The sequence below is a fragment of the Cronobacter muytjensii ATCC 51329 genome (assembly GCF_001277195.1).
In the GTDB taxonomy this organism is placed as follows: Bacteria; Pseudomonadota; Gammaproteobacteria; order Enterobacterales; family Enterobacteriaceae; genus Cronobacter; species Cronobacter muytjensii.
On record NZ_CP012268.1, the window covers coordinates 1918932 to 1938032 of the forward strand.

General features: G+C 58.5%; 17 protein-coding genes. 12 read left to right on the forward strand and 5 right to left on the reverse strand.

Annotated features, from left to right (window positions below):
* Positions 1–72: 72 nt before the first annotated feature.
* Positions 73–987 carry an AraC family transcriptional regulator gene (locus tag AFK63_RS08930; protein WP_038863016.1) on the forward strand — a complete coding sequence of 305 codons (915 nt, stop codon included), beginning with the start codon at positions 73–75 and terminating at the stop codon, positions 985–987.
* Here AFK63_RS08930 and AFK63_RS08935 read toward each other — a convergent pair.
* The gene (locus AFK63_RS08935) at positions 984–1805 is read right to left on the reverse strand and encodes an arylamine N-acetyltransferase family protein (RefSeq protein ID WP_038863017.1); all 822 of its coding nucleotides are present in this window, start codon (positions 1803–1805) and stop codon (positions 984–986) included. The genes AFK63_RS08930 and AFK63_RS08935 overlap by 4 nt on opposite strands.
* 478 nt (positions 1806–2283) lie before the next feature.
* Here AFK63_RS08935 and AFK63_RS08940 point away from each other — a divergent pair, with 478 nt between their 5' ends.
* Positions 2284–2793, forward strand: coding sequence for a ferritin-like domain-containing protein (locus AFK63_RS08940; RefSeq protein ID WP_038863019.1), 510 nt, complete (start codon positions 2284–2286; stop codon positions 2791–2793).
* Between the two features lie 73 nt (positions 2794–2866).
* Positions 2867–3772, forward strand: coding sequence for a manganese catalase family protein (locus tag AFK63_RS08945; protein WP_038863020.1), 906 nt, complete (start codon positions 2867–2869; stop codon positions 3770–3772).
* 46 nt (positions 3773–3818) lie between these two features.
* On the opposite strand, the gene pptA is transcribed toward AFK63_RS08945, so the two are convergent.
* On the reverse strand, positions 3819–4049 hold the full coding sequence (gene pptA, locus AFK63_RS08950) for a tautomerase PptA (protein ID WP_038863021.1): 231 nt from the start codon (positions 4047–4049) through the stop codon (positions 3819–3821).
* Positions 4050–4319: 270 nt separating this feature from the next.
* Here pptA and nfsB point away from each other — a divergent pair, with 270 nt between their 5' ends.
* Positions 4320–4964, forward strand: coding sequence for an oxygen-insensitive NAD(P)H nitroreductase (gene nfsB / locus AFK63_RS08955; RefSeq protein ID WP_038863023.1), 645 nt, complete (start codon positions 4320–4322; stop codon positions 4962–4964).
* Positions 4965–5016: 52 nt separating this feature from the next.
* Here the strand turns inward: nfsB and ampC are convergent, their stop codons facing one another.
* Entirely contained in the window at positions 5017–6144 is a 1128-nt protein-coding gene (ampC, locus tag AFK63_RS08960; RefSeq protein WP_038863024.1) for a class C beta-lactamase, read from the reverse strand.
* A gap of 332 nt (positions 6145–6476) precedes the next feature.
* On the opposite strand from ampC, the gene ansP reads away from it, so the two are divergent.
* The 6 genes from ansP (at position 6477) to AFK63_RS08990 (ending at position 12891) form a co-directional block, all read left to right on the forward strand.
* Entirely contained in the window at positions 6477–7934 is a 1458-nt protein-coding gene (ansP, locus tag AFK63_RS08965) for an L-asparagine permease (protein WP_038863025.1), read from the forward strand.
* Between the two features lie 123 nt (positions 7935–8057).
* On the forward strand, positions 8058–9104 hold the full coding sequence (locus tag AFK63_RS08970) for a DUF1176 domain-containing protein (RefSeq protein ID WP_053531566.1): 1047 nt from the start codon (positions 8058–8060) through the stop codon (positions 9102–9104).
* A gap of 173 nt (positions 9105–9277) precedes the next feature.
* Complete coding sequence (locus AFK63_RS08975) at positions 9278–10276, forward strand: ABC transporter substrate-binding protein (RefSeq protein WP_038863029.1); 999 nt, start codon at positions 9278–9280, stop codon at positions 10274–10276.
* Positions 10277–10303: 27 nt separating this feature from the next.
* A complete protein-coding gene (locus tag AFK63_RS08980; protein WP_456062137.1) occupies positions 10304–11263 on the forward strand; it encodes a TauD/TfdA dioxygenase family protein in 960 nt (319 codons plus the stop codon).
* Positions 11223–12065: an ABC transporter ATP-binding protein gene (locus tag AFK63_RS08985; RefSeq protein WP_038863030.1), complete on the forward strand. Its 843-nt coding sequence runs from the start codon at positions 11223–11225 to the stop codon at positions 12063–12065. The genes AFK63_RS08980 and AFK63_RS08985 overlap by 41 nt, the downstream gene beginning before the upstream one ends.
* Entirely contained in the window at positions 12025–12891 is an 867-nt protein-coding gene (locus AFK63_RS08990; RefSeq protein WP_038863031.1) for an ABC transporter permease, read from the forward strand. Before AFK63_RS08985 ends, AFK63_RS08990 begins: the two co-directional genes overlap by 41 nt.
* Positions 12892–12920: 29 nt before the next feature.
* On the opposite strand, the gene yncE is transcribed toward AFK63_RS08990, so the two are convergent.
* Complete coding sequence (gene yncE, locus AFK63_RS08995; protein WP_038863034.1) at positions 12921–13979, reverse strand: 7-bladed beta-propeller protein YncE; 1059 nt, start codon at positions 13977–13979, stop codon at positions 12921–12923.
* 271 nt (positions 13980–14250) lie between these two features.
* Here yncE and pqqU point away from each other — a divergent pair, with 271 nt between their 5' ends.
* Together pqqU and AFK63_RS09005 are read left to right on the forward strand one after the other, a co-directional pair.
* Positions 14251–16365, forward strand: a complete 2115-nt coding sequence (pqqU, locus tag AFK63_RS09000; protein ID WP_038863035.1) for a TonB-dependent receptor PqqU — start codon at positions 14251–14253, stop codon at positions 16363–16365.
* Positions 16366–16481: 116 nt separating this feature from the next.
* Positions 16482–18086, forward strand: coding sequence for an alpha-amylase family protein (locus AFK63_RS09005; RefSeq protein ID WP_038863036.1), 1605 nt, complete (start codon positions 16482–16484; stop codon positions 18084–18086).
* Positions 18087–18089: 3 nt separating this feature from the next.
* Here the strand turns inward: AFK63_RS09005 and AFK63_RS09010 are convergent, their stop codons facing one another.
* Positions 18090–19076, reverse strand: a complete 987-nt coding sequence (locus AFK63_RS09010; RefSeq protein ID WP_038863037.1) for an SDR family oxidoreductase — start codon at positions 19074–19076, stop codon at positions 18090–18092.
* Positions 19077–19101 lie beyond the last annotated feature (25 nt).

Sequence of the window (19101 nt, forward strand, 5' to 3'; positions counted from 1 at the left end):
TACTACGCCCGACGCCTGTCGCTATCTGCCCTCCGGCGTCCCGGGTTTTTGTCTTATCGTCTCAGGAGCTCTATGGACAGCCTCAGTCAGCTTATCGCCCTCCTCGCGCCGGAGAGTTCTGTCGACTTACACTGCCGTTTCGCCGGTCGCTGGCAGTCGGATCATGCACAGCGCCCCGCGGGTCATATTCCCTGGCATGCGATCCTCGCAGGCAGCGCCAGGCTTGCGGTGAACGGTCAGGCTTTTGACGCCCAGGCCGGTGATATCTTTCTGCTGCCTCACGGCGCTGCGCACCGTCTGGAAAGTCATCAGCAGACAGGCGCACGCGCGCCCGTGTTACGGCGCGATAATGCGGTCGTCACAGAAGTGGTTACGGAAGGCGACGATACGCCGCTGGTGATGCTGTGCGGCGAATTTCGCACCGGCGTTAGCGGCGGGCTGCTCTTTAGCGGGCAGCCTGCGGTACAACGTATCGCGACAGGCAGCAGAGATGACTGCAGCTCGCTGGCGGCGCTGTTAACCATGCTGTCAGATGAGAGCCTGAGCGGGCGTCCGGGCGCCGCCGCGATTGTGCGCGAGCTGTCGTCTACGCTACTGACGCTGGTGCTGCGCGCGTTGTTAAGCGAGGAAAACGGCGCGCCGGGAATGCTTCCGCTGCTGGCTGACAGGCGACTGGCGCCCGCGGTGAGCGCCGTGCTGACAAACCCGGAGCACCCCTGGACGCTCAAGAGCATGGCGGCGCGCTGTTTTCTCTCCCGCGCCACCTTTGCAAGACACTTTGCGGGCCGTTACCCGCTCACCCCTCAGGCCTGGCTGACGCAGGTGCGTATGGCGCGCGCCGCCCGGCTACTGGAGCGTGAACAGGACGCCATCGGGCGCGTGGCCGAAGCGTGCGGCTATCTGACGCAGGCCGCGTTCAGCAAAGCCTTTAAAAACGCCTGGGGCGTCACCCCCGGCCAGTTTCGCCAGCAGCACGCGGGCGTTTAAGGATTATCGCGACGCAGCTGCGCCATCATCGCGCAGAATTCGTCGCGCCCCACGCCGTGCACCGGATGATCGAAACGCAAGCCAAATGATTTTTGCAGGCAGTCATAAACCGCCGCGTCATCCGCCAGCGTTTGCCGTTCGCCGTTGACGGTCAGTTGCTGGTTCAGCAATTTTAACGGCGTCTGGCCTGGGGGATGCAGCGCCGCCAGCAGATGATGGCGAAAGTGCGAGTCCGGCCAGTGGGCGATGAAATGGTTGGCCATCAGGTAATCGCCCGGATACTGACGCGCCTGGTCGAAGCGATAGAGCGCATGCCAGTCGTCGCCTTCTTCTTTCATGAGCAGAAATTCGCTCTGCTGGCTTTCGATGCGAAAGCGGCCTTCGGGGCCGGTGATTTCCGCGCCGTGCCTGAGCGGGATCGGCGCGCTGAGCGTCGCGCCGCCAAAGCCGACATCGGCAATCCAGGGGGCGTCATCAATCATCACCTGCACCAGCCGGTGGGTACGCGGCGGCATGTCGCTGGGCCCGGCAATTAATACCCGCGCCGCCAGCGCCTCTACCGCAAACCCGCATTCAGCCAGCGCGCGGGTAAAGAGCGCGTTCTGCTCAAAGCAATACCCGCCGCGGCCCGCCTCCACCAGCTTGGTGAAAATCGCGTCGTCGTCGAGCAGGATTTCGCGCCCTAACAGGACATCGAGATTCTCGAACGCGATGGTGGCGGTGTGGCGCCGATGGAGCGCGTGTAATGTTTCAGCCGTCGGTTGTGGCTCGCCGGTAAAGCCGATACGGGAAAAGTAATCCTGTCTTCTGAAAGCCATGAGGTGTTCCTTATTCTGCGTCCTTACGTTATGCCTGTCTGAGAATAGACGCTTTCACGCCTGGCGGCGTGGCTTCTCGTAGCACAGCGCGTCTGGCTCTCTCCTCCCTGGCAGCATAAATAAAGTGATCACGCCTTAAACCGCCCTGACCTTAATTTACCGCCTCGCTTAAAATAAAATAACGCATTAATGACAGGTCAGGTAAACGGATTGTAAAAATAAAATGCAATTGCAATTATTTATTATTTGAAGTTATACATAGCGCGAAATGATGTACATATTTAAGCCTCAAGTGAATAATTATTATCCAGTTAATTTCACTTAGGATTACTCTCAAAAAACAGAATATCCCGAATTGCCGCTTCCGTTCAAAAATATCTGCTACGCTTTTTAGTGCGTATCAAATTTAATAAATTCTGTAGAGGACGCATAAAAAATTTCTTTACAGGCAACTGTTTTATTCCGGAAGAGGTGATTTATGACGACATACGAAGAAAATTATCATGACTGGCTGCGTGACGCCCATGCGATGGAGAAACAAGCGGAACAGATGCTGGAATCAATGGCTTCCCGTATCGAGCACTATCCGGATCTCAAAGCACGCATTGAGCAGCACATTGAAGAGACCCGTCACCAGCTTCAACTGATTGATTCGGTTATTGAAAGAAATAACGTATCCAGCTCTGTCGTTAAAGACACCATGAGCAAAATGACGGCAATGGGCCAGGCGGTAGGCGGCATGTTCGCCTCGGACGAAGTGGTGAAAGGCGCTATCAGTGGCTACGTTTTCGAACAGTTCGAAATCGCCTGCTATACCTCGCTGATTGCCGCTGCAAAAGCGGTTGGCGACGAACAGGGCGTTGCGGTATTCCAGCAAATCCTGGAGCAGGAAATTGCGATGGCCGAATGGTGCCTGAATCATTTACCGGATGTTACTCAGCAATTCCTTAATCGCTCCGCGGCACCTGGCGTAGAAGCGAAAAAATAAAAGTGATTTAACTTTGCCTGCCAGTTCGCTGGCAGGTTTGTATTGAGTGTTGTCGTGTAAACAGGAGAGCCTGATGTTCCGACATGTAAAACAACTGCAATATACGGTCCGCGTTGCGGAGCCGAACCCGGGGCTGGCAAATTTACTGCTGGAACAATTTGGGGGCCCGCAGGGCGAACTGGCTGCGGCCACCCGTTATTTCACCCAGGGGTTGGGTGATGAAGATCCGGCGCGTAAAGAAATGCTGATGGATATCGCCACAGAAGAACTGAGCCATCTGGAAATTATCGGTTCACTTGTGGGGATGCTCAACAAAGGCGCCAAAGGCGATCTGGCGGAAGCTACCGAAACCGAAGGCGAGCTGTATCGCTCCATTACCGGTGCCGGCAATGACAGCCACCTGACCCAGGTGCTGTACGGGGGCGGGCCGCCGCTGACCAACTCCGCAGGCGTACCCTGGACTGCGGCTTACATCGACACGATCGGCGAAATCACCGCGGATCTGCGTTCTAACATCGCAGCGGAAGCACGCGCGAAGATTATTTATGAGCGTCTGATTAACCTGACGGACGATCCGGGCGTGAAAGACGCGCTGGGCTTCCTGATGACCCGTGAAGTGGCGCATATGCTTTCGTTTGAGAAAGCGCTCTACTCTATTCGTAATAACTTCCCGCCGGGCAAACTGCCGCCGGTGGAACAGTACACGAATGTTTACTACAACATGTCCAAAGGTGACGACCTGCGCGGCAGCTGGAACAGCGACGAAAACTTTGAATACGTTGCCGATCCGCAGCCGGCAGTTAATGGAGGCGACGGTATGATTGATATCCAGCTTGGCCCCGATCAGCAGGCAAGCGTACTGAACATGGCGCAGCGTCTGCAGTCCGATCCGAGCATCAACCCGGTGACCGGCGCTGAGATGGGCGCTTCTGTGCCCCCGGTTGAGCGTCAGGTGAAAAAGCCGGGCGAGAAAAAATAAGCGATGATTAAACGAAAACCCTGCCACGGCAGGGTTTTTTTATGGCTTACATTTCGTAGCCAGGCTTGCGCGCCAGGGTATCAAGATGCGGCGCTATCTCTTTATCCCACACGGCTTCCTTCCACTGCTCCGGCTGCACTTCGTTAAGCGCCACTGACACCGCGCTTTCTTTGCTTTGCAGATGTTTCACGATGACCTGAGTTAACGCCTCGGCGAGCGCCTGCTGCTGAGGTTCGCTGAGATCGCGCGGGAAGAATTTCACATCAATATGCGGCATAACAGTTCCTTGGTGGAGTAAGCGTAGGTTGATAATGCCTGAAACCGCGCGCGCCGTTCACCCTTTTCTTGCCGCAACGGTCGCTGCCTGGGCTCTTTTAGTGACAGTGTCACGTAATTTTTAGCATTTTTTGCCGCTTACGCGCCCGACAGAACGCGCCGGGTGTTGCTGCCGTCAGGTTTCGACTACTATCAGTTTCCTTAATCATGACAATAACAGACCAGCCCGAGCCGGTGATAAACCGGCCCGGCATTACATCAGGAAATGCTTATGAACCTTAATGACATTATTCGCACACGCCATACCAGCAAAGCCTATGACAACAGCCGTAAGCTCACTGCCGACCAGCAGCAGCAACTGCTGGATCTGCTGCGCTTTAGCCCTTCCTCAGTCAACTCCCAGCCGTGGCACTTCTTCGCGGTGACCAGCGACGAAGGCAAACAGCAGATCCTGCCCGCGCTGATGGAGGCCAACCAGGTCAAAGCGCAGAACGCCGCCATGACCGTGGTATTCACCATTAAAGAAGAGCTGAACGAAGCGCACCTGCTGCAATTGCTGGAAAAAGAGCAGCAGGATGGCCGTTATGACAGCGAAGAAGCGCGCGCCGGCAACGACAAAGGCCGCCGCTACTTCGTGGGCCTGAATAGCGAAACCCCGGAGCAGCAGCGCGAGTGGATGACCCGTCAGGCGTATCTCGCCCTCGGCTTCCTGCTGCTGGGCGCGGCCGCGATGGGCCTCGACGCGACGCCGATTGAAGGCTTCCACCCGGAGAAAATGGACGAGGTGCTGGGCCTTAAAGAAAAAGGCCTGAAGAGCGTCGTGGTGGCGACTATCGGCTATCGTAGCGACGCGGATTTCAACGCCACGCTGCCGAAATCCCGTCTCGATCAGGATGTGGTTATCACGAAGCTCTGATTCGCGATGCGTCATGCGAAGGCCGCCCGCGGGCGGCCTTTTTTATGGCGTGCTATTTATCGAAATGCTCAACAATCTGATACGCCGCTTTTACGCGATCGTCATTCGGGAACCACTTGTTCGCGAGCATAATAAGCGCGATACGTTTTCCGGGGATAAACACCGCATAGGTCGAAAACCCGTTGGTGGAGCCGGTTTTGTTATACCAGGCGGCCTGTGGCGCTTGCTGCGGCGGCACGATGGCGGTCGCCGTGAGCCCTTTCATAATGCGCTGGCTGCTGTTGCCTTCCAGCAGCGTTGAGAGCGACGAGGGCCACGGATAATACTCCCACATCAGTCCCTGCGTGAACTCGCCGCTGCGGTAGTAACCGTTATGCGTGGCATCCAGCGAAGCCCGCCAGCGCGGCGACACCTCGCGCTCGCCGAGCTGAATTTGCAGATAGCGCAGCAAATCGGCGCTGCTTGATTTCAGCCCGTAGGATTCGGCGTCCAGCGGGCCGGGCGTGACGCGCACCGGTTTGTCGTCTTTGTTATAACCCTGCGCGTAGTCGCGCATCGCAGCGGCAGGCACATTCACAAAGCTCTGTTTCATGCCGAATTCCGCCAGCAGCCCCTGCTCCATCGCCTCGCTGAAAGGTTTATCAAGCGCCTTTGCGGTGATAAGCCCAAGCATCCCGATGCCGAGATTAGAGTAAACGCGTTCGGTGCCTGCCGGCTGTTTCGGCTGCCAGGCGCGATACCAGTCCATCAGTTGCGCCGTGGTTTTCACCTCATCTGGCACAAACAGCGGCATGCCGGAGGTATGCGTGGCGAGGTTTTGCAGCGTCACGCCATCAAACGCGCTGCCTTTAAGCGTCGGCAGATAGCGACTGGCGGGCGCGCTGAAATCGAGTTTGCCCTCCTGCTGCGCGTAGCTTGCCAGCGCGGCGGTAAAGGTTTTACTGAGCGAGCCGATTTCAAACAGGGTGTGGTCATCCACCGGTTTGCGGGTCTCCTTCGACGCCACGCCATAATGCCAGAAATGCGTTTCGCCATTGACCGACACGGCCACCGCCATGCCGGGGATCTGGTATTGCGCCATCAGCGGTTTGACTACCGCATCCGGCGTCCAGTCGGTCGCGGCCTGCGCGCTCCCGCCCATCAACATCATCATTAACAGCACGCGTGCTTTGCTTTTCATCGGCTCTCCTCGCCATCAATGCCGCACAGAAAACGGCATTATCAGGGTTTTGCAGGACAAGACAAGACGGCTTTTTTGCGCACTCTGCGCACAACAACCCTGATGGCGTTATGGGCTAACAAGTTCTGGTTCACACCCTGACTGGTAGGCTTTGCGTAGCCCGGAATTTGGGGTTAGGATGCTGCGCCATGTTTTGTCTTATCCGCACAACATAATCACAGGAAAGACAGACATTTGCCGTACAAAAAACCAGCACAGGCAATCGTTTGGTTGGTTTACGGCGGGCGGTTATTTTGGCTCGTTCAGGTTCAGACAGGACTACAGGAAAACGAATGAAAACAACGAAGCAAAACGCGGCTGAGCATCGCGCCGCGAAACGACGCTGGTTGAACTCTCATGAAGAGGGTTATCACAAAGCGATGGGCAACCGTCAGGTGCAGATGATAGCTATCGGCGGCGCCATCGGTACGGGCCTGTTTTTGGGCGCGGGCGCGCGTCTGCAGGCGGCCGGGCCGTCGCTGGCGCTGGTCTATCTGGTGTGCGGCATCTTCTCTTTCTTTATCTTGCGCGCGCTGGGCGAGCTGGTGCTGCACCGTCCGTCGAGCGGCAGTTTTGTCTCCTACGCCCGTGAATTCCTTGGTGAAAAAGCCTCTTACGTGGCGGGCTGGATGTATTTCGTGAACTGGGCGATGACCGGGATCGTCGATATCACCGCCGTGGCGCTCTATATGCACTACTGGGGCGCGTTTGGTGACGTGCCGCAGTGGGTTTTCGCGCTCGGCGCGCTGGCGATTGTCGGCACCATGAACCTTATCGGCGTGAAGTGGTTTGCTGAAATGGAGTTCTGGTTCGCGCTGATTAAAGTGTTGGCCATCGTGGTGTTCCTGATTGTCGGCGTGGTGTTTCTCGGCACCGGTAAACCGCTCGACGGCAACGCCACGGGCTTTCATCTGATAACCGATAACGGCGGCCTCTTCCCGCATGGCCTGCTGCCTGCGTTAGTGCTGGTGCAGGGCGTGGTATTCGCCTTTGCGTCCATCGAGCTGGTTGGCACCGCGGCGGGCGAATGTAAAGATCCGCAGACGATGGTACCGAAAGCCATTAACAGCGTTATCTGGCGTATCGGCCTGTTCTATGTCGGCTCCGTGGTGCTGCTGGTGCTGCTGCTGCCGTGGAACGCCTACCAGGCGGGCCAGAGCCCGTTTGTGACCTTCTTCTCGAAGCTCGGCGTGCCTTATATCGGCGATATCATGAATATGGTGGTGCTGACTGCGGCGCTCTCCAGCCTCAACTCCGGTCTCTATTCTACTGGCCGTATCCTGCGCTCGATGTCGATGGGCGGCTCCGCGCCAAAGTTCATGTCGAAGATGAGCAAATCTCAGGTGCCGTTTGCGGGCATTCTGGTTACGGTGTGCGTCTATGTGGTCGGCGTATTCCTGAACTATCTGGTGCCGTCGCAGGTGTTTGAGATTGTCCTGAACGTCGCGTCGCTCGGTATTATCTCCTCCTGGGCGTTTATCGTGGTCTGCCAGATGCGCCTGCGCAAAGCCATCAAAGAAGGCAAGGCCGATGACGTGCCGTTTAAACTGCCGGGCGCGCCGTTTACCTCCTGGCTGACGCTGCTGTTCCTCGCCACCGTGCTGGTGCTGATGGCGTTCGACTACCCGAACGGCACCTTCACCATCGCCTCCATTCCGCTGATCGCCATTCTGCTGATCGCGGGCTGGTTCGGCGTGCGCAAGCGCGTGGAAGCAATCCACAGCACCGCGCCGCAACAGCATCAGGAGTAACCCCGCCTGCGTGAAAAAGGAGCCGCCAGGCTCCTTTTTTTGTGCGTACTATTACTGGTAGGTTGTCCGAAACGCCGCGGCGCTTCACCCTATGGCGCAGCAAAACGTACACAAGGAACCGTTATGAAAGCCGCAACTCTGCGTGGTCTCGCACTGACTCCCCTCTGTTTCGCGCTCAGCGCCGCGGCCGTGATGCCCGAGCGAGCTTACTTCAACCATAAAGACTGGAGCATGGTTTGCGATAACACCGGCACCTGCCGCGTCGATGCCTATGAAGCCAGTGACGGCACCGGCGGCTCGCTGCTGCTGACCCGGGAGGCCGGGCCGAATACGCCGGTCACCGGCCAGATTCGTCTTGGCGACATGAATGACGACGATAAACCCTCACAGGGGCCGATGCGCCTTGCTATCGACGGTAAAGATCTCGGCACGCTCCCTGAAGAGCGCAAAGATGAGACCTGGCAGCTCAACGAGGCGCAGACCGCGGCCGTCATCAACGCCGTCAAAGGCCGCGGCAACGTGGTGTTTAAATCTGATAATCGCCGCTTCGCGCTCTCCGCTGCGGGCGCCAGCGCGGTATTGCTGAAAATGGACGACGTACAGGGCCGCGTCGGCACGCCGGGCGCCCTCATCAAAAAAGGGGATAAACCGGAAAGCGCCGTTCCCGCCGCCGTTCCGGCGCCTGTTATCCACGCCGCTGTGGTAAGCAAGGCGCAGCCTGTCACGCTCACCGGGGCAGCGCTCGCCACGCTGTTGCCGCGGCTTGAAGCCACAAAACTCGACGGTGACAGCTGTGACGGGCTGACCGATGAAACGCTGCGTAACGAGCCGGTGACCGTTACGCCGTTAAGCAACGGCAAGGCGCTGATTGCCGCCACCTGCTGGCGCGCGGCCTACAACGAGGGTAACGGCTACTGGGTCATTGATGAGGCGCTCAGAGGCAAACCGACGCTGATAACGCTTATCGCCAACGACTATGACCAGGGCGTTATCACCTCCGTTCAGCGCGGGCGCGGCATTGGCGACTGCATGAGCGGCGCAAGCTGGACCTGGAACGGCGACACCTTCATACAGAGCGACGATTACAATACGGGTGAATGCCGTCTTATTCGCGCGGGCGGCACCTGGGAGATGCCGACGCTTGTGACGACGGTTATTCCGGCGAAATAATCACAGCGGGCTGCGGCCCGCTTTTTTTATTTTCAGCAAAGCTTCGCGAAAAAAAGCATTTATCTATTCGCGCTAAGTTATTCCAATAAACACTTTTCATTTTTAATCCCGCGCCTGCAAGATAAAAGCCAGAACGCTATATCACCTTTCAATTTTATTATTAGCGGGATTTTATGAAGAATATCACAGCGCGCCCCTGGCTGATGCTGACATTAATGGCGACTGCCGGCGCAGCGCAGGCGGAAGGTAATATCAGCATCGCACAGCAATTCGGCATCGGGTATTTACTGCTGGACGTGGTACGCGACCAGCAGCTCATCGAAAAAGAGGGTAAAAAAGACGGGCTTGATATCAAGGTCGAGTGGCGCACGCTCTCTGGCGCGACCGCCATGAACGAAGCCCTGCTCTCAGGCGCGCTGGATGTCGCCTCGGCGGGCGTACCGCCGCTTCTCACCCTCTGGGACCGCACCAAAGGCCGCCAGAACGTCAAAGCGATCGCCGCGCTCGGCTCCATGCCCAATTATCTGCTCAGCAATAACCCGGCGGTGAAAAGTATCAGCGATCTCACCGACCAGGACCGCATCGCGGTGCCCGCAGCGGGTGTCGGGTTCCAGTCCCGCACGCTGCAAATCGAAACCGCCCGCCGCTTTGGCAACAGCGACTATAAGCGTTTTGACACTATCAGCGTCAGCCTGCCGCACCCCGATGCCAGCGCGGCGCTGATTGCCGGTAAATCAGAAATCACCGCGCACTTCTCAAGCCCCCCGTTTCAGTATCAGGCGCTGGAGCATAGCAACGTGCATAAAGTTTTAAGCTCTTATGACGTACTGGGCGGCAAAGCGACCTTTAACGTGCTCTACACTACCCAGAAATTCCACGATGAAAACCCCAAAACCTGTCGCGCGTTTTATAACGCCCTAAGCGAGGCCGCGAAAATCATTAACGCGGATAAAAACGCGGCCGCCGAAACCTATATTCGCGTGGAAAAATCGCGCCTGCCGCGCCCGCTGGTTGAGAAAATCGTTAACGATCCGGAAATTGAATTTACCGTTTCGCCGCAGCGCACCTTTATTTACGCCGAAAAGCTCCACGAGCTTGGCGTATTAAAAAATAAAGCTGACTCCTGGAAAGACTATTTCTTTAATGACGCCTGGGAAAACCCTGGCAGTTAATCACCTGCTCCCCTGAAGGACACGTTAATGACCACCACGCTTAACGCCACACCGGTTGCCTCGCAATCGTTCACCATCACGCCCTTTGCGCGTCTCGGGGCGGAAATTACCGGCCTGGATCTGCGCCTGCCGGTGAATAACGCGGATTTCGCCCGTATTCATCAGGCGCACCTCGACTATCACGTTGTGGTGTTTCGCAAGCAGAACATCACGCCGCGTCAGCAGATCGATTTCAGTCGCCGCTTCGGCCCGCTGCAAATCCATGTGCTGAAGCAATTTTTGCTGCCGGACCATCCGGAAATCCTGATCGTCTCGAATATTATCGAAAACGGACAGCCGATTGGTCTGGGGGATGCCGGAAAGTTCTGGCACTCCGATCTCTCCTATAAAACGCTGCCGAGCCTCGGCTCCATGCTCTATGCACAAGAGCTGCCAGAAGAAGGCGGCGACACGCTCTTTGCGGATATGGAACTCGCGTATGAGACGCTGCCGGAAGCGCTCAGGCGCGCCGTGGCAGGCAAAAAGGCCGTGCATTCTTATACGGCGACTTACAGCCGCCCGAAATTCGGCAGCCACTGGCGTCCGCAGCTCACCGAGCAGCAGCTTGCCGAGGTGCAGGCGGTCTCGCATCCGGTCGTACGCACGCATCCACAGACCGGGCGCAAAGCGCTGTTTGTCAGCGAAGGATTCACCACCCATATCGAAGGGCTGCCGGAGGACGAAAGCCGGGAGATCCTGGTGGCCCTCTGGGCTCACAGCGTGCGTCCTGAACACCTCTACCGCCACCAGTGGCAGCCCGGCGATACCACCAGTGGCAGCCCGGCGATATGGTCTTCTGGGATAACCGCTCGCTTATCCATCTGGCGACCGGCTGCCCCGCGCATCTGCGCCGCAAACTCTATCGCACCACTATCGAAGGCGACGCGCCTTTTTAACGGAGGCTGCCATGCTCACTGCACAAAACGAAGGGCCGCTGCTGCGCCTTGACGCGCTGAGTCTCGAATACCGTACCCGCGAGCGCCGGGTGCGCGCGGCGCATGAGATAACTTTCGACGTCTGGCCCGGCGACCGGTTTATCCTGCTCGGCCCGTCTGGCTGTGGTAAATCGAGCTTGCTGAAAGCGATCGGCGGGTTTCTTGCGCCCGTCAGCGGCACCATTCACCTTGAAGGTGACGTTGTCACAAAGCCCGGACCGGATCGGATGATGGTATTTCAGGAGTTTGACCAGTTGCCGCCCTGGAAAACAGTGCTGGAGAACGTCATGTTTCCCCTGGTGGCGAGCCGTCAGGCCAGCAAAGCCGAGGCGCGCGAGCGGGCGGAGCATTTTCTCGCCAAAGTCGGGCTGACAAAGTTTGCCGACGCGCTGCCGCATATGCTCTCGGGCGGGATGAAACAGCGCGTCGCCATCGCTCGCGCGCTGGCCATGAAACCGAAAATCCTGTTGATGGATGAGCCCTTCGCCGCGCTCGATGCGCTTACGCGTCGCCATATGCAGGCGGAGTTGCTGACGCTGTGGGAGGACGCGGGCTTTACGCTGCTGTTCGTCACCCATTCGATTGAAGAGGCGCTGATGGTGGGCAGCCGTATTCTGGTGCTATCGCCGCATCCGGGCCAGGTGCGGGCGGAGATCAACTGCCATCAGTTCGGCATGGAAGATACCGCGACCCCGGCGTTTGCGCAGGCCGCGCGCCAGATCCACGACCTGCTGTTCCCGGCGTCCCCCCAACCACCGGCGAAGGAGCCCCAATATGGCGCATCTGCCCCCCGTCCGTCCCGAATATCAGCGTGAGACCGCGCTGCCCGGCACGCTGCCGATAGATACGCCGCTGCCGCTACTCACCCGGCTCTGGAACCAGGCCTGGGCGCGCAAAACGCTGCTGGTCGTTGTGCTGCTCGCGCTCTGGGAAGGCGTGGCGCGCGTTCAGAATAACGATCTGATGCTGCCGGGGTTTGTGCAAACCCTGCGCGCTTTCAGTGAAGATATGCACAGCGGAGAGCTGCCCGATAAAGTGGTGAATTCGCTCGGTACGCTCTTAAAAGGCTATGCCCTGGGGAGCATACTGGCGCTGCTTTTCAGCGCGCTGGCTATCTCGACGCGGCCCGGACGTGACCTGCTCAGTACGCTTACCGCCATGTTCAACCCGCTGCCCGCCATCGCGCTGCTGCCGCTGGCGCTGCTCTGGTTCGGGCTGGGTCAGGGGAGCCTTATCTTCGTACTGGTGCACTCGGTGATGTGGCCGATTGCGCTCAATACCTGGGCCGGGTTTCAGGGCGTGCCGGATACACTGCGCATGGCGGGTCGCAATTACGGGCTGAGCGGCCCGCGGCTGGTGGTGAATATCTTGATCCCGGCGGCGCTGCCCTCCATTATCTCGGGGCTGAAGATTGGCTGGGCGTTCGCCTGGCGCACGCTTATCGCCGCCGAGCTGGTATTCGGCGCCTCAAGCGGCGACGGCGGCCTCGGCTGGTATATCTTCCAGAACCGCAATGAGCTCTTTACCGATCGGGTATTCGCGGGCCTCGCGACGGTGATTATCATCGGCTTACTGGTGGAAGGGCTGGTTTTCGCCACGCTGGAGAAAGCCACGGTGCGGCGCTGGGGTATGCAGCGCTAAAAAAGCCCCGCCTGATGCGGGGCGGTTGATTACAGCGCGATACGGATAACGTCATCCGGGCTGGTGGCTTCCTGCTGACGGCTGGAAGCCTGTTTGACGGTGACGTAAAGCGTTTTGCCATCCGGCGACAGCGCGAGGCTGTTCGGATGCACCGGCGTTTTAAAGGTTTTAGTGACAGCGTAACTTTTTGCATCAATTACGCTGACGCTGCCCGCCTCGCGGTGCGTCAGGTAAACTTCATTGCGCGCGGGGTTAAACAGCACGGCCAGCGCGTCCGGCGCGTCAATTTTCTTCAGCACTTCGCCGTTGCGGGTATCGACCACCAGCAGTTGCGGCTGTTTCGAGTCCGCCACAAAGGCACGGTGATTCGCCACGTCCAGGCTCAGGTTAATAAAGAAATGCTCTTTCCCGTCATCGGCCAGTTTTTTGCGTGACAGCACCTGATGGGTCGCCGTGTCGATAGTAATAAATTCGCCGTCGGCGTTAGTGGTATAAAGGCGCTTCGCCGCCGCGTCCAGCGCCAGCCCGGCGCTGAATTTACCGAGCCCGGTGATGCTCGCGCGCTTTTGCAGCGTTTCGCCATCCACCACCCAGATTTCACTCTCTTTGCCGATCCCGCCGATATAAACGGTGTTGGTGGTTTCATCCACCGCCAGTTCGCGTGGTTGCAGCGGCTTCACGCTTTCTGAGCGGGCGCGCCCGTCGAGCACCAGACGCCCTTTCACCTCGCCGGTTTTCGCATCGACCGCCGTTATCGCGCCGTTGACCGTATTGCCGAACCACAGCGTGTTGGTTTTCGTGTTAATGGTTGCGCCAAACGGTTTGAGATCGTTATGAATGACCTGCGTTATCTCAAGCGTCGCCGGGTCGAGACGGTAAATTACGCCGCCTTTATCCAGCTTGCGGCTCTGCGAGGTAGCGACGAACAGCGCCTGTTCCGCCGGGCTGTAGGCCATTTCATACGCGCCCTTGCCGACTGGCTTGCGCAGCATCTCCTCAGCGGCCTGGGTGGTAAATGTGGCGAACGTGCTGGCGAACAGCAGCGCGCCGAGCAGCGCGCGCGGCGTGGAAAGGTGACGTAACTGCATAAGAACTCCCTTTGAAACAAACAGAATGGGTTGCATCACATTGAATCCAAAAGCGTTGCCCGGCAGTGCCGTGGCGTTTTATTATGGATGAGAATAATAATCATTATTCAACCAAAGGGAAATCTTTTTACGGCGGGTAGAAACCGCAAGCGGCGTCTACACTTGCAGGGTTAACGCAACGTGCCGTTAAGTTTTTCAAAAATTTACATAACGCTTAACATTACGTCACAGATTTTATTCATTTTATGACTTCCGGGATTCAGTAAACCGCATGAAAATCTCCCGCGCTCGCTTTGCGCCCTTCGCTTTTTTGCTGCCTGTCGCGCTCTCACCCGCACATGCCGCCATCAATGAACAAACCCTGATCGTCACCGCCGCCCCCGGCGGGATCTCTGAGCTGGACACACCCGCCTCCGTCAGCGTGGTAAACGGCGAAACGCTCCGTCACGCCGCTCCCCAGATAAACCTGTCGGAAAACCTCGGCAGCGTGCCGGGGCTGCAAATCCAGAATCGTCAGAATTTCGCGCAGGATTTACAACTGTCGATGCGCGGATTCGGGTCGCGCTCCACGTACGGGGTGCGCGGTATCCGCATGTATGTCGATGGCATCCCGGCGACGATGCCGGACGGCCAGGGCTATACCTCAAACTTCGATTTAAACAGCATTGAGAGCGTTGACGTGCTGCGCGGCCCGTTCTCAGCGCTGTACGGCAATGCCTCGGGCGGCGTTATCAACGTGAAAACCGAAACCGGAGCGCAGCCGCCGAAAATCGAAGCGGGCACGTATTACGGCAGCTATGGCAGCGTACGCTACGGGCTGAAAGCCAGCGGCGCGACCGGCGACGGCACGCAGCCAGGCGATGTCGATTACACCGTTTCCACCACCCGTTTCACCACGCACGGCTACCGCGATCACAGCGGCGCGCGTAAAAATCTCGCTAACGCGAAGCTCGGCGTGCGCCTGGATGAGGCCAGCAAGCTGACGCTGCTGTTCAACAGCGTTGATATCAAAGCCAACGATCCGGGCGGCCTGACCCGCGATGAGTGGCATCAAAATCCGCGCCAGTCGCCGCGCGGCGATGAATTCAACACCCGAAAAACCACAAAGCAGACGCAGGCGGGCCTGCGTTACGAGCGCGCGCTGACGGAACAGGACGATCTGAGCGTGATGGCGTACGCGGGCGAGCGCGAAACCACGCAGTTCCAGTCATTCAAAGAGGGCTTTCAGGCCGCGCCCACCAACCCCGGCGGCGTTATCAGTCTCACCCGTCACTACCAGGGCATCGACAGCCGCTGGACGCACCGCGACGCGCTCGCAGGGCTGCCGGTGAGCGTCACGCTCGGCCTCGCCTATGAAAACATGAGCGAAGACCGCAAAGGCTATAAAAACTTCCGCCTGGTCAACGGCGCGCCGCAGTATGGCGAGAAAGGTGAGCTGCGCCGCAATGAGCGCAACCTGATGTGGAACGTCGATCCGTACCTGCAAACGTCATGGCAGCTCACCGACAAACTGAGCCTCGACGCGGGCGTGCGCTACAGCAACATCTGGTTCGACTCCAACGATTTTTATGTCACGCCGGGCAATGGCGACGACAGCGGTGAGGCCAATTACCACAAGTGGCTGCCGGCAGGCTCGCTGAAATATGCGCTGACAGACGCCTGGAATGTTTACGCTTCATGGGGCCGCGGGTTTGAAACGCCAACCATCAACGAACTCTCCTATCGCTCTGGTGGCCAGAGCGGTCTGAACTTCGCGCTTAAGCCGTCCACCAGCGACACCGTGGAAGTGGGCAGCAAAACCCGCATCGGCAACGGGCTTGTCACCGTGGCGCTGTTCCAGACCGACACCGATAACGAAATCGTGGTCGATCAGAGCGTCGGCAGCGGGCGTAGCAGCTATAAAAACGCCGGCAAAACCCGCCGTCAGGGCGTTGAGCTTGCGCTCGACCAGCAGTTTGGCGACGCCTGGAAGCTGAAAACCGCCTGGACCTACCTTGACGCCACCTACCGCGCCAATGTCTGCCGCACCGGCGACTGCAACGGCAACCGGATGCCGGGCATCGCGCGCAACATGGTTTACGCCTCGCTCGGTTATGAGCCGGAGACCGGCTGGTACGCGGGCGGCGACGTGCGCTACATGAGCAGCATCATGGCCAATGACGCCAACGATGCGAAAGTGCCGTCGTATACCACTGTCGGCCTCAACACAGGCTATAAATTCCAGCGCGGCAACTGGCTGCTGGACGTGTTTGGTCGCGTCGATAACCTGTTTGATAAATCCTATGTCGGGTCGGTCATCGTTAATGAATCCAACGCCCGCTACTACGAGCCCGCGCCGGGCCGCAATTACGGCGTGGGCGCGAGCCTGAGCTACCGCTTTGAATAACCCCGCCGGGCGGCCTCGCGCCGCCCGCTTTTTTTCATCGAAACGGCGCACATTTTTTAGTCATCTCCCCGTCCCGCCTATACTAAAGGCTGATTTCCGCTAAAAGGAGTCCGCTTATGAGCCGTCTGTGGCACCAGAACGCCGTCATCTACCAGATCGATCCTACCCGTTTTTTTGACAGCAACGCCGACGGCTGGGGAGACCTGCGCGGCATTGTTGAAAAGCTCGACTATGTCGAATCGCTTGGCGCGACCGCCATCTGGCTGACCCCGTTTTATCTCTCGCCGCGACGCGATAACGGTTATGACGTGGAAAACCATACGGAACCCGACCCACGCATCGGCTCGCTGGAAGATGTCGAGTGGCTGATTGCCGAAGCGGGCAAACGCAATATCCGGGTGATTATCGAACTGGTGGCGCAGCATACGTCCAATGAGCACAACTGGTTTCTGGAGGCGCGCAAGGGCCGCGACAGCCCGTTTCACGACTTCTATCTCTGGCGCGACACGCCGGGGCCGGATGAGCCTGCGCCGATGTTTCCTACCGTCGAGCCGCATATCTGGCGCTTTGATGAACAGGCGCAGCGCTACTATCGGCACCTCTTTTACCATCACGAACCGGATCTCAACCTGCGCCACCCGGATGTTATCCAGGCAGTCGATCACGTGCTGCGCTTCTGGGCTGATAAAGGTGTGGCTGGCTTTCGCGTCGACGCGGCCTCGCACATGGTGGAACAGGCGAGCCTGCCTGGCGACCGCGAGAGCGGCTACCGGCTCTTTAACCACTTCTACGATCTGCTGACCGCCGACCACCCGGATATGATCCTGCTTGGCGAAGTGGACGTGAACGTCTCAGAATTTGAAGATTTCTTCGGCGGCGGCGAGCGACTCACCACGCTGCTGAACTTCTGGATAAACAAAAACACGATTCTGGCGCTGGCCCGCGAAGCGGCCGCGCCGCTGGTGAAAGCGCTCAACGAACTGCCCATGCCGCCTGCCAACGGCGGCTACTGTTTCTGGCTGCGCAACCATGACGAGCTGGACCTTGAAGATCTGGAGCCTGAAGATTACGACTTCGTGATGGAGAAATACGCCCCGGACCCGGATATGCGTATCTACGGGCGTGGGATCCGTCGCCGCCTGGCGCCAATGCTCGGTGGCGATGAGCGTCATCAGGCGATGGCGCATGCCCTGCTGTTTTCACTGCCGGGCACGCCAGTGGTGCGCTACGGCGCGGAAATCGGCATGGGGGATCTGCTTTCACAGCCGGAGCGGGAATCGGTACGCACGCCGATGCAGTGGCATCCCGGAACTGGTGCCGGGTTTTCGGCCTGCGATCCGGCGAGGTTTGTGGAGCCGCTCATCGCAGAGGGGCCGTTTCGCTATCAGGTGGTGAACGTCGAAGAACAAGAGGCGCGCGCGGGCTCATTACTGCACCGTATCCGCGAGATTATCGCAGTCTGGCGCACCCTGCCGGAGATCTGCTATCAGCACTTTCACCCGTTCACGGTACGGGAAAAGAGCGTCTTCGCGGTACGCTACCAGAATCACAACGTCGCCACGCTGATGCTCACTAATCTGAGCCATGCGCCGGTGACGGTGGATTTAGGCGAGCTGGATTTAACGGACGCCCGCGAGATCCTGGCGGATGATGATTATCCGCCAGTCGCCTGCGAGCTTCGCATCAACGGTTACGGCTACCGCTGGCTGCGAATGCGCTAGTCCTTAACGGCGGCGGAACAGGCTTTTCAGTAACAGCCCGGCTACCGCCACCGCCGCCAGGCCCATCACGCGTGAATCGACGGCCACGGCCTTGTTCTTCGCCTGGCTGTCAAATCGCCCGTGTGCCTGATGTCCATTGTCCAGCGGCTGGAACAGGTAATCGGGGCGTTGCGTCGGTTCAGCCTCGTCGGTCAGTTGCCCTTCCCAGGTTTTTGTCACGTAGCGGTCGAGAAGACCCGGGAAAAACATATTGCCGACAATCGACATGACCGTGTTTTTACCCAGCCACACTTCGCGCGGCGGACGGCGCGCCACGGCGGCATCATAAATCGCTTTCGCGGCCACTTCTGGCTGGTAGATAGGCTCAAGCGGCTGCATCCGGTGATGAAACTTATTACGCGCCCAGTTGAACTGCGTGGTGTTGATGGCGGGCAACTGCACCATCGACACCCGCACGCCGCTTTTCTGGTGCAGGAGCTCGCAGCGTAGCGAGTCGGTAAACGCGCGGATAGCCGCTTTCGCCCCGCAATAGGCCGACTGCAACGGAATCGAGCGCCATGCGAGCGCCGACCCTACCTGAATAATCGTGCCGCTGTCGCGTAACTGCATATAGCGCAGCGCGCTGCGGGTACCGTTTACCGCGCCGAGATACGTCACCTCTGTGACGCGCCTGAACTCATCGAAACTGATATGTTCCACCGGCGCGAGCACGGTCGTCATGGCGCAATTGACCCACACCGCCATCGGCCCCAGCTCTTCCTCAATACGTTGCGCCGCGTTACTGACTTGCTGCGGGTCGGCCACGTCGGCACAGATGCCGAGCACGCGACCGCCGTAGCGCTTTAACTCTTCCGTGGTCTCCGCCACGCCCTGCTCTCCACGGGCAATGATCGCCACATCATAGCCAGAGGCCGCAAAGTAACTGGCTGTCGCGCGCCCGACTCCTGAACTGCCGCCGGTCACGACAGCAACAAAGGCGTTTTTTGTCATGTCGTTATCCTGATTTGCGTTAAGG

Coding starts and splice junctions, on each gene's coding strand:
- AFK63_RS08930 (WP_038863016.1), top strand. CDS start 73: ATGGACAGCCTCAGTCAGCTTATCGCCCTCCTCGCGCCGGAGAGTTCT.
- AFK63_RS08935 (WP_038863017.1), bottom strand. CDS start 1,805: ATGGCTTTCAGAAGACAGGATTACTTTTCCCGTATCGGCTTTACCGGC.
- AFK63_RS08940 (WP_038863019.1), top strand. CDS start 2,284: ATGACGACATACGAAGAAAATTATCATGACTGGCTGCGTGACGCCCAT.
- AFK63_RS08945 (WP_038863020.1), top strand. CDS start 2,867: ATGTTCCGACATGTAAAACAACTGCAATATACGGTCCGCGTTGCGGAG.
- pptA (WP_038863021.1), bottom strand. CDS start 4,049: ATGCCGCATATTGATGTGAAATTCTTCCCGCGCGATCTCAGCGAACCT.
- nfsB (WP_038863023.1), top strand. CDS start 4,320: ATGAACCTTAATGACATTATTCGCACACGCCATACCAGCAAAGCCTAT.
- ampC (WP_038863024.1), bottom strand. CDS start 6,144: ATGAAAAGCAAAGCACGCGTGCTGTTAATGATGATGTTGATGGGCGGG.
- ansP (WP_038863025.1), top strand. CDS start 6,477: ATGAAAACAACGAAGCAAAACGCGGCTGAGCATCGCGCCGCGAAACGA.
- AFK63_RS08970 (WP_053531566.1), top strand. CDS start 8,058: ATGAAAGCCGCAACTCTGCGTGGTCTCGCACTGACTCCCCTCTGTTTC.
- AFK63_RS08975 (WP_038863029.1), top strand. CDS start 9,278: ATGAAGAATATCACAGCGCGCCCCTGGCTGATGCTGACATTAATGGCG.
- AFK63_RS08980 (WP_456062137.1), top strand. CDS start 10,304: ATGACCACCACGCTTAACGCCACACCGGTTGCCTCGCAATCGTTCACC.
- AFK63_RS08985 (WP_038863030.1), top strand. CDS start 11,223: ATGCTCACTGCACAAAACGAAGGGCCGCTGCTGCGCCTTGACGCGCTG.
- AFK63_RS08990 (WP_038863031.1), top strand. CDS start 12,025: ATGGCGCATCTGCCCCCCGTCCGTCCCGAATATCAGCGTGAGACCGCG.
- yncE (WP_038863034.1), bottom strand. CDS start 13,979: ATGCAGTTACGTCACCTTTCCACGCCGCGCGCGCTGCTCGGCGCGCTG.
- pqqU (WP_038863035.1), top strand. CDS start 14,251: ATGAAAATCTCCCGCGCTCGCTTTGCGCCCTTCGCTTTTTTGCTGCCT.
- AFK63_RS09005 (WP_038863036.1), top strand. CDS start 16,482: ATGAGCCGTCTGTGGCACCAGAACGCCGTCATCTACCAGATCGATCCT.
- AFK63_RS09010 (WP_038863037.1), bottom strand. CDS start 19,076: ATGACAAAAAACGCCTTTGTTGCTGTCGTGACCGGCGGCAGTTCAGGA.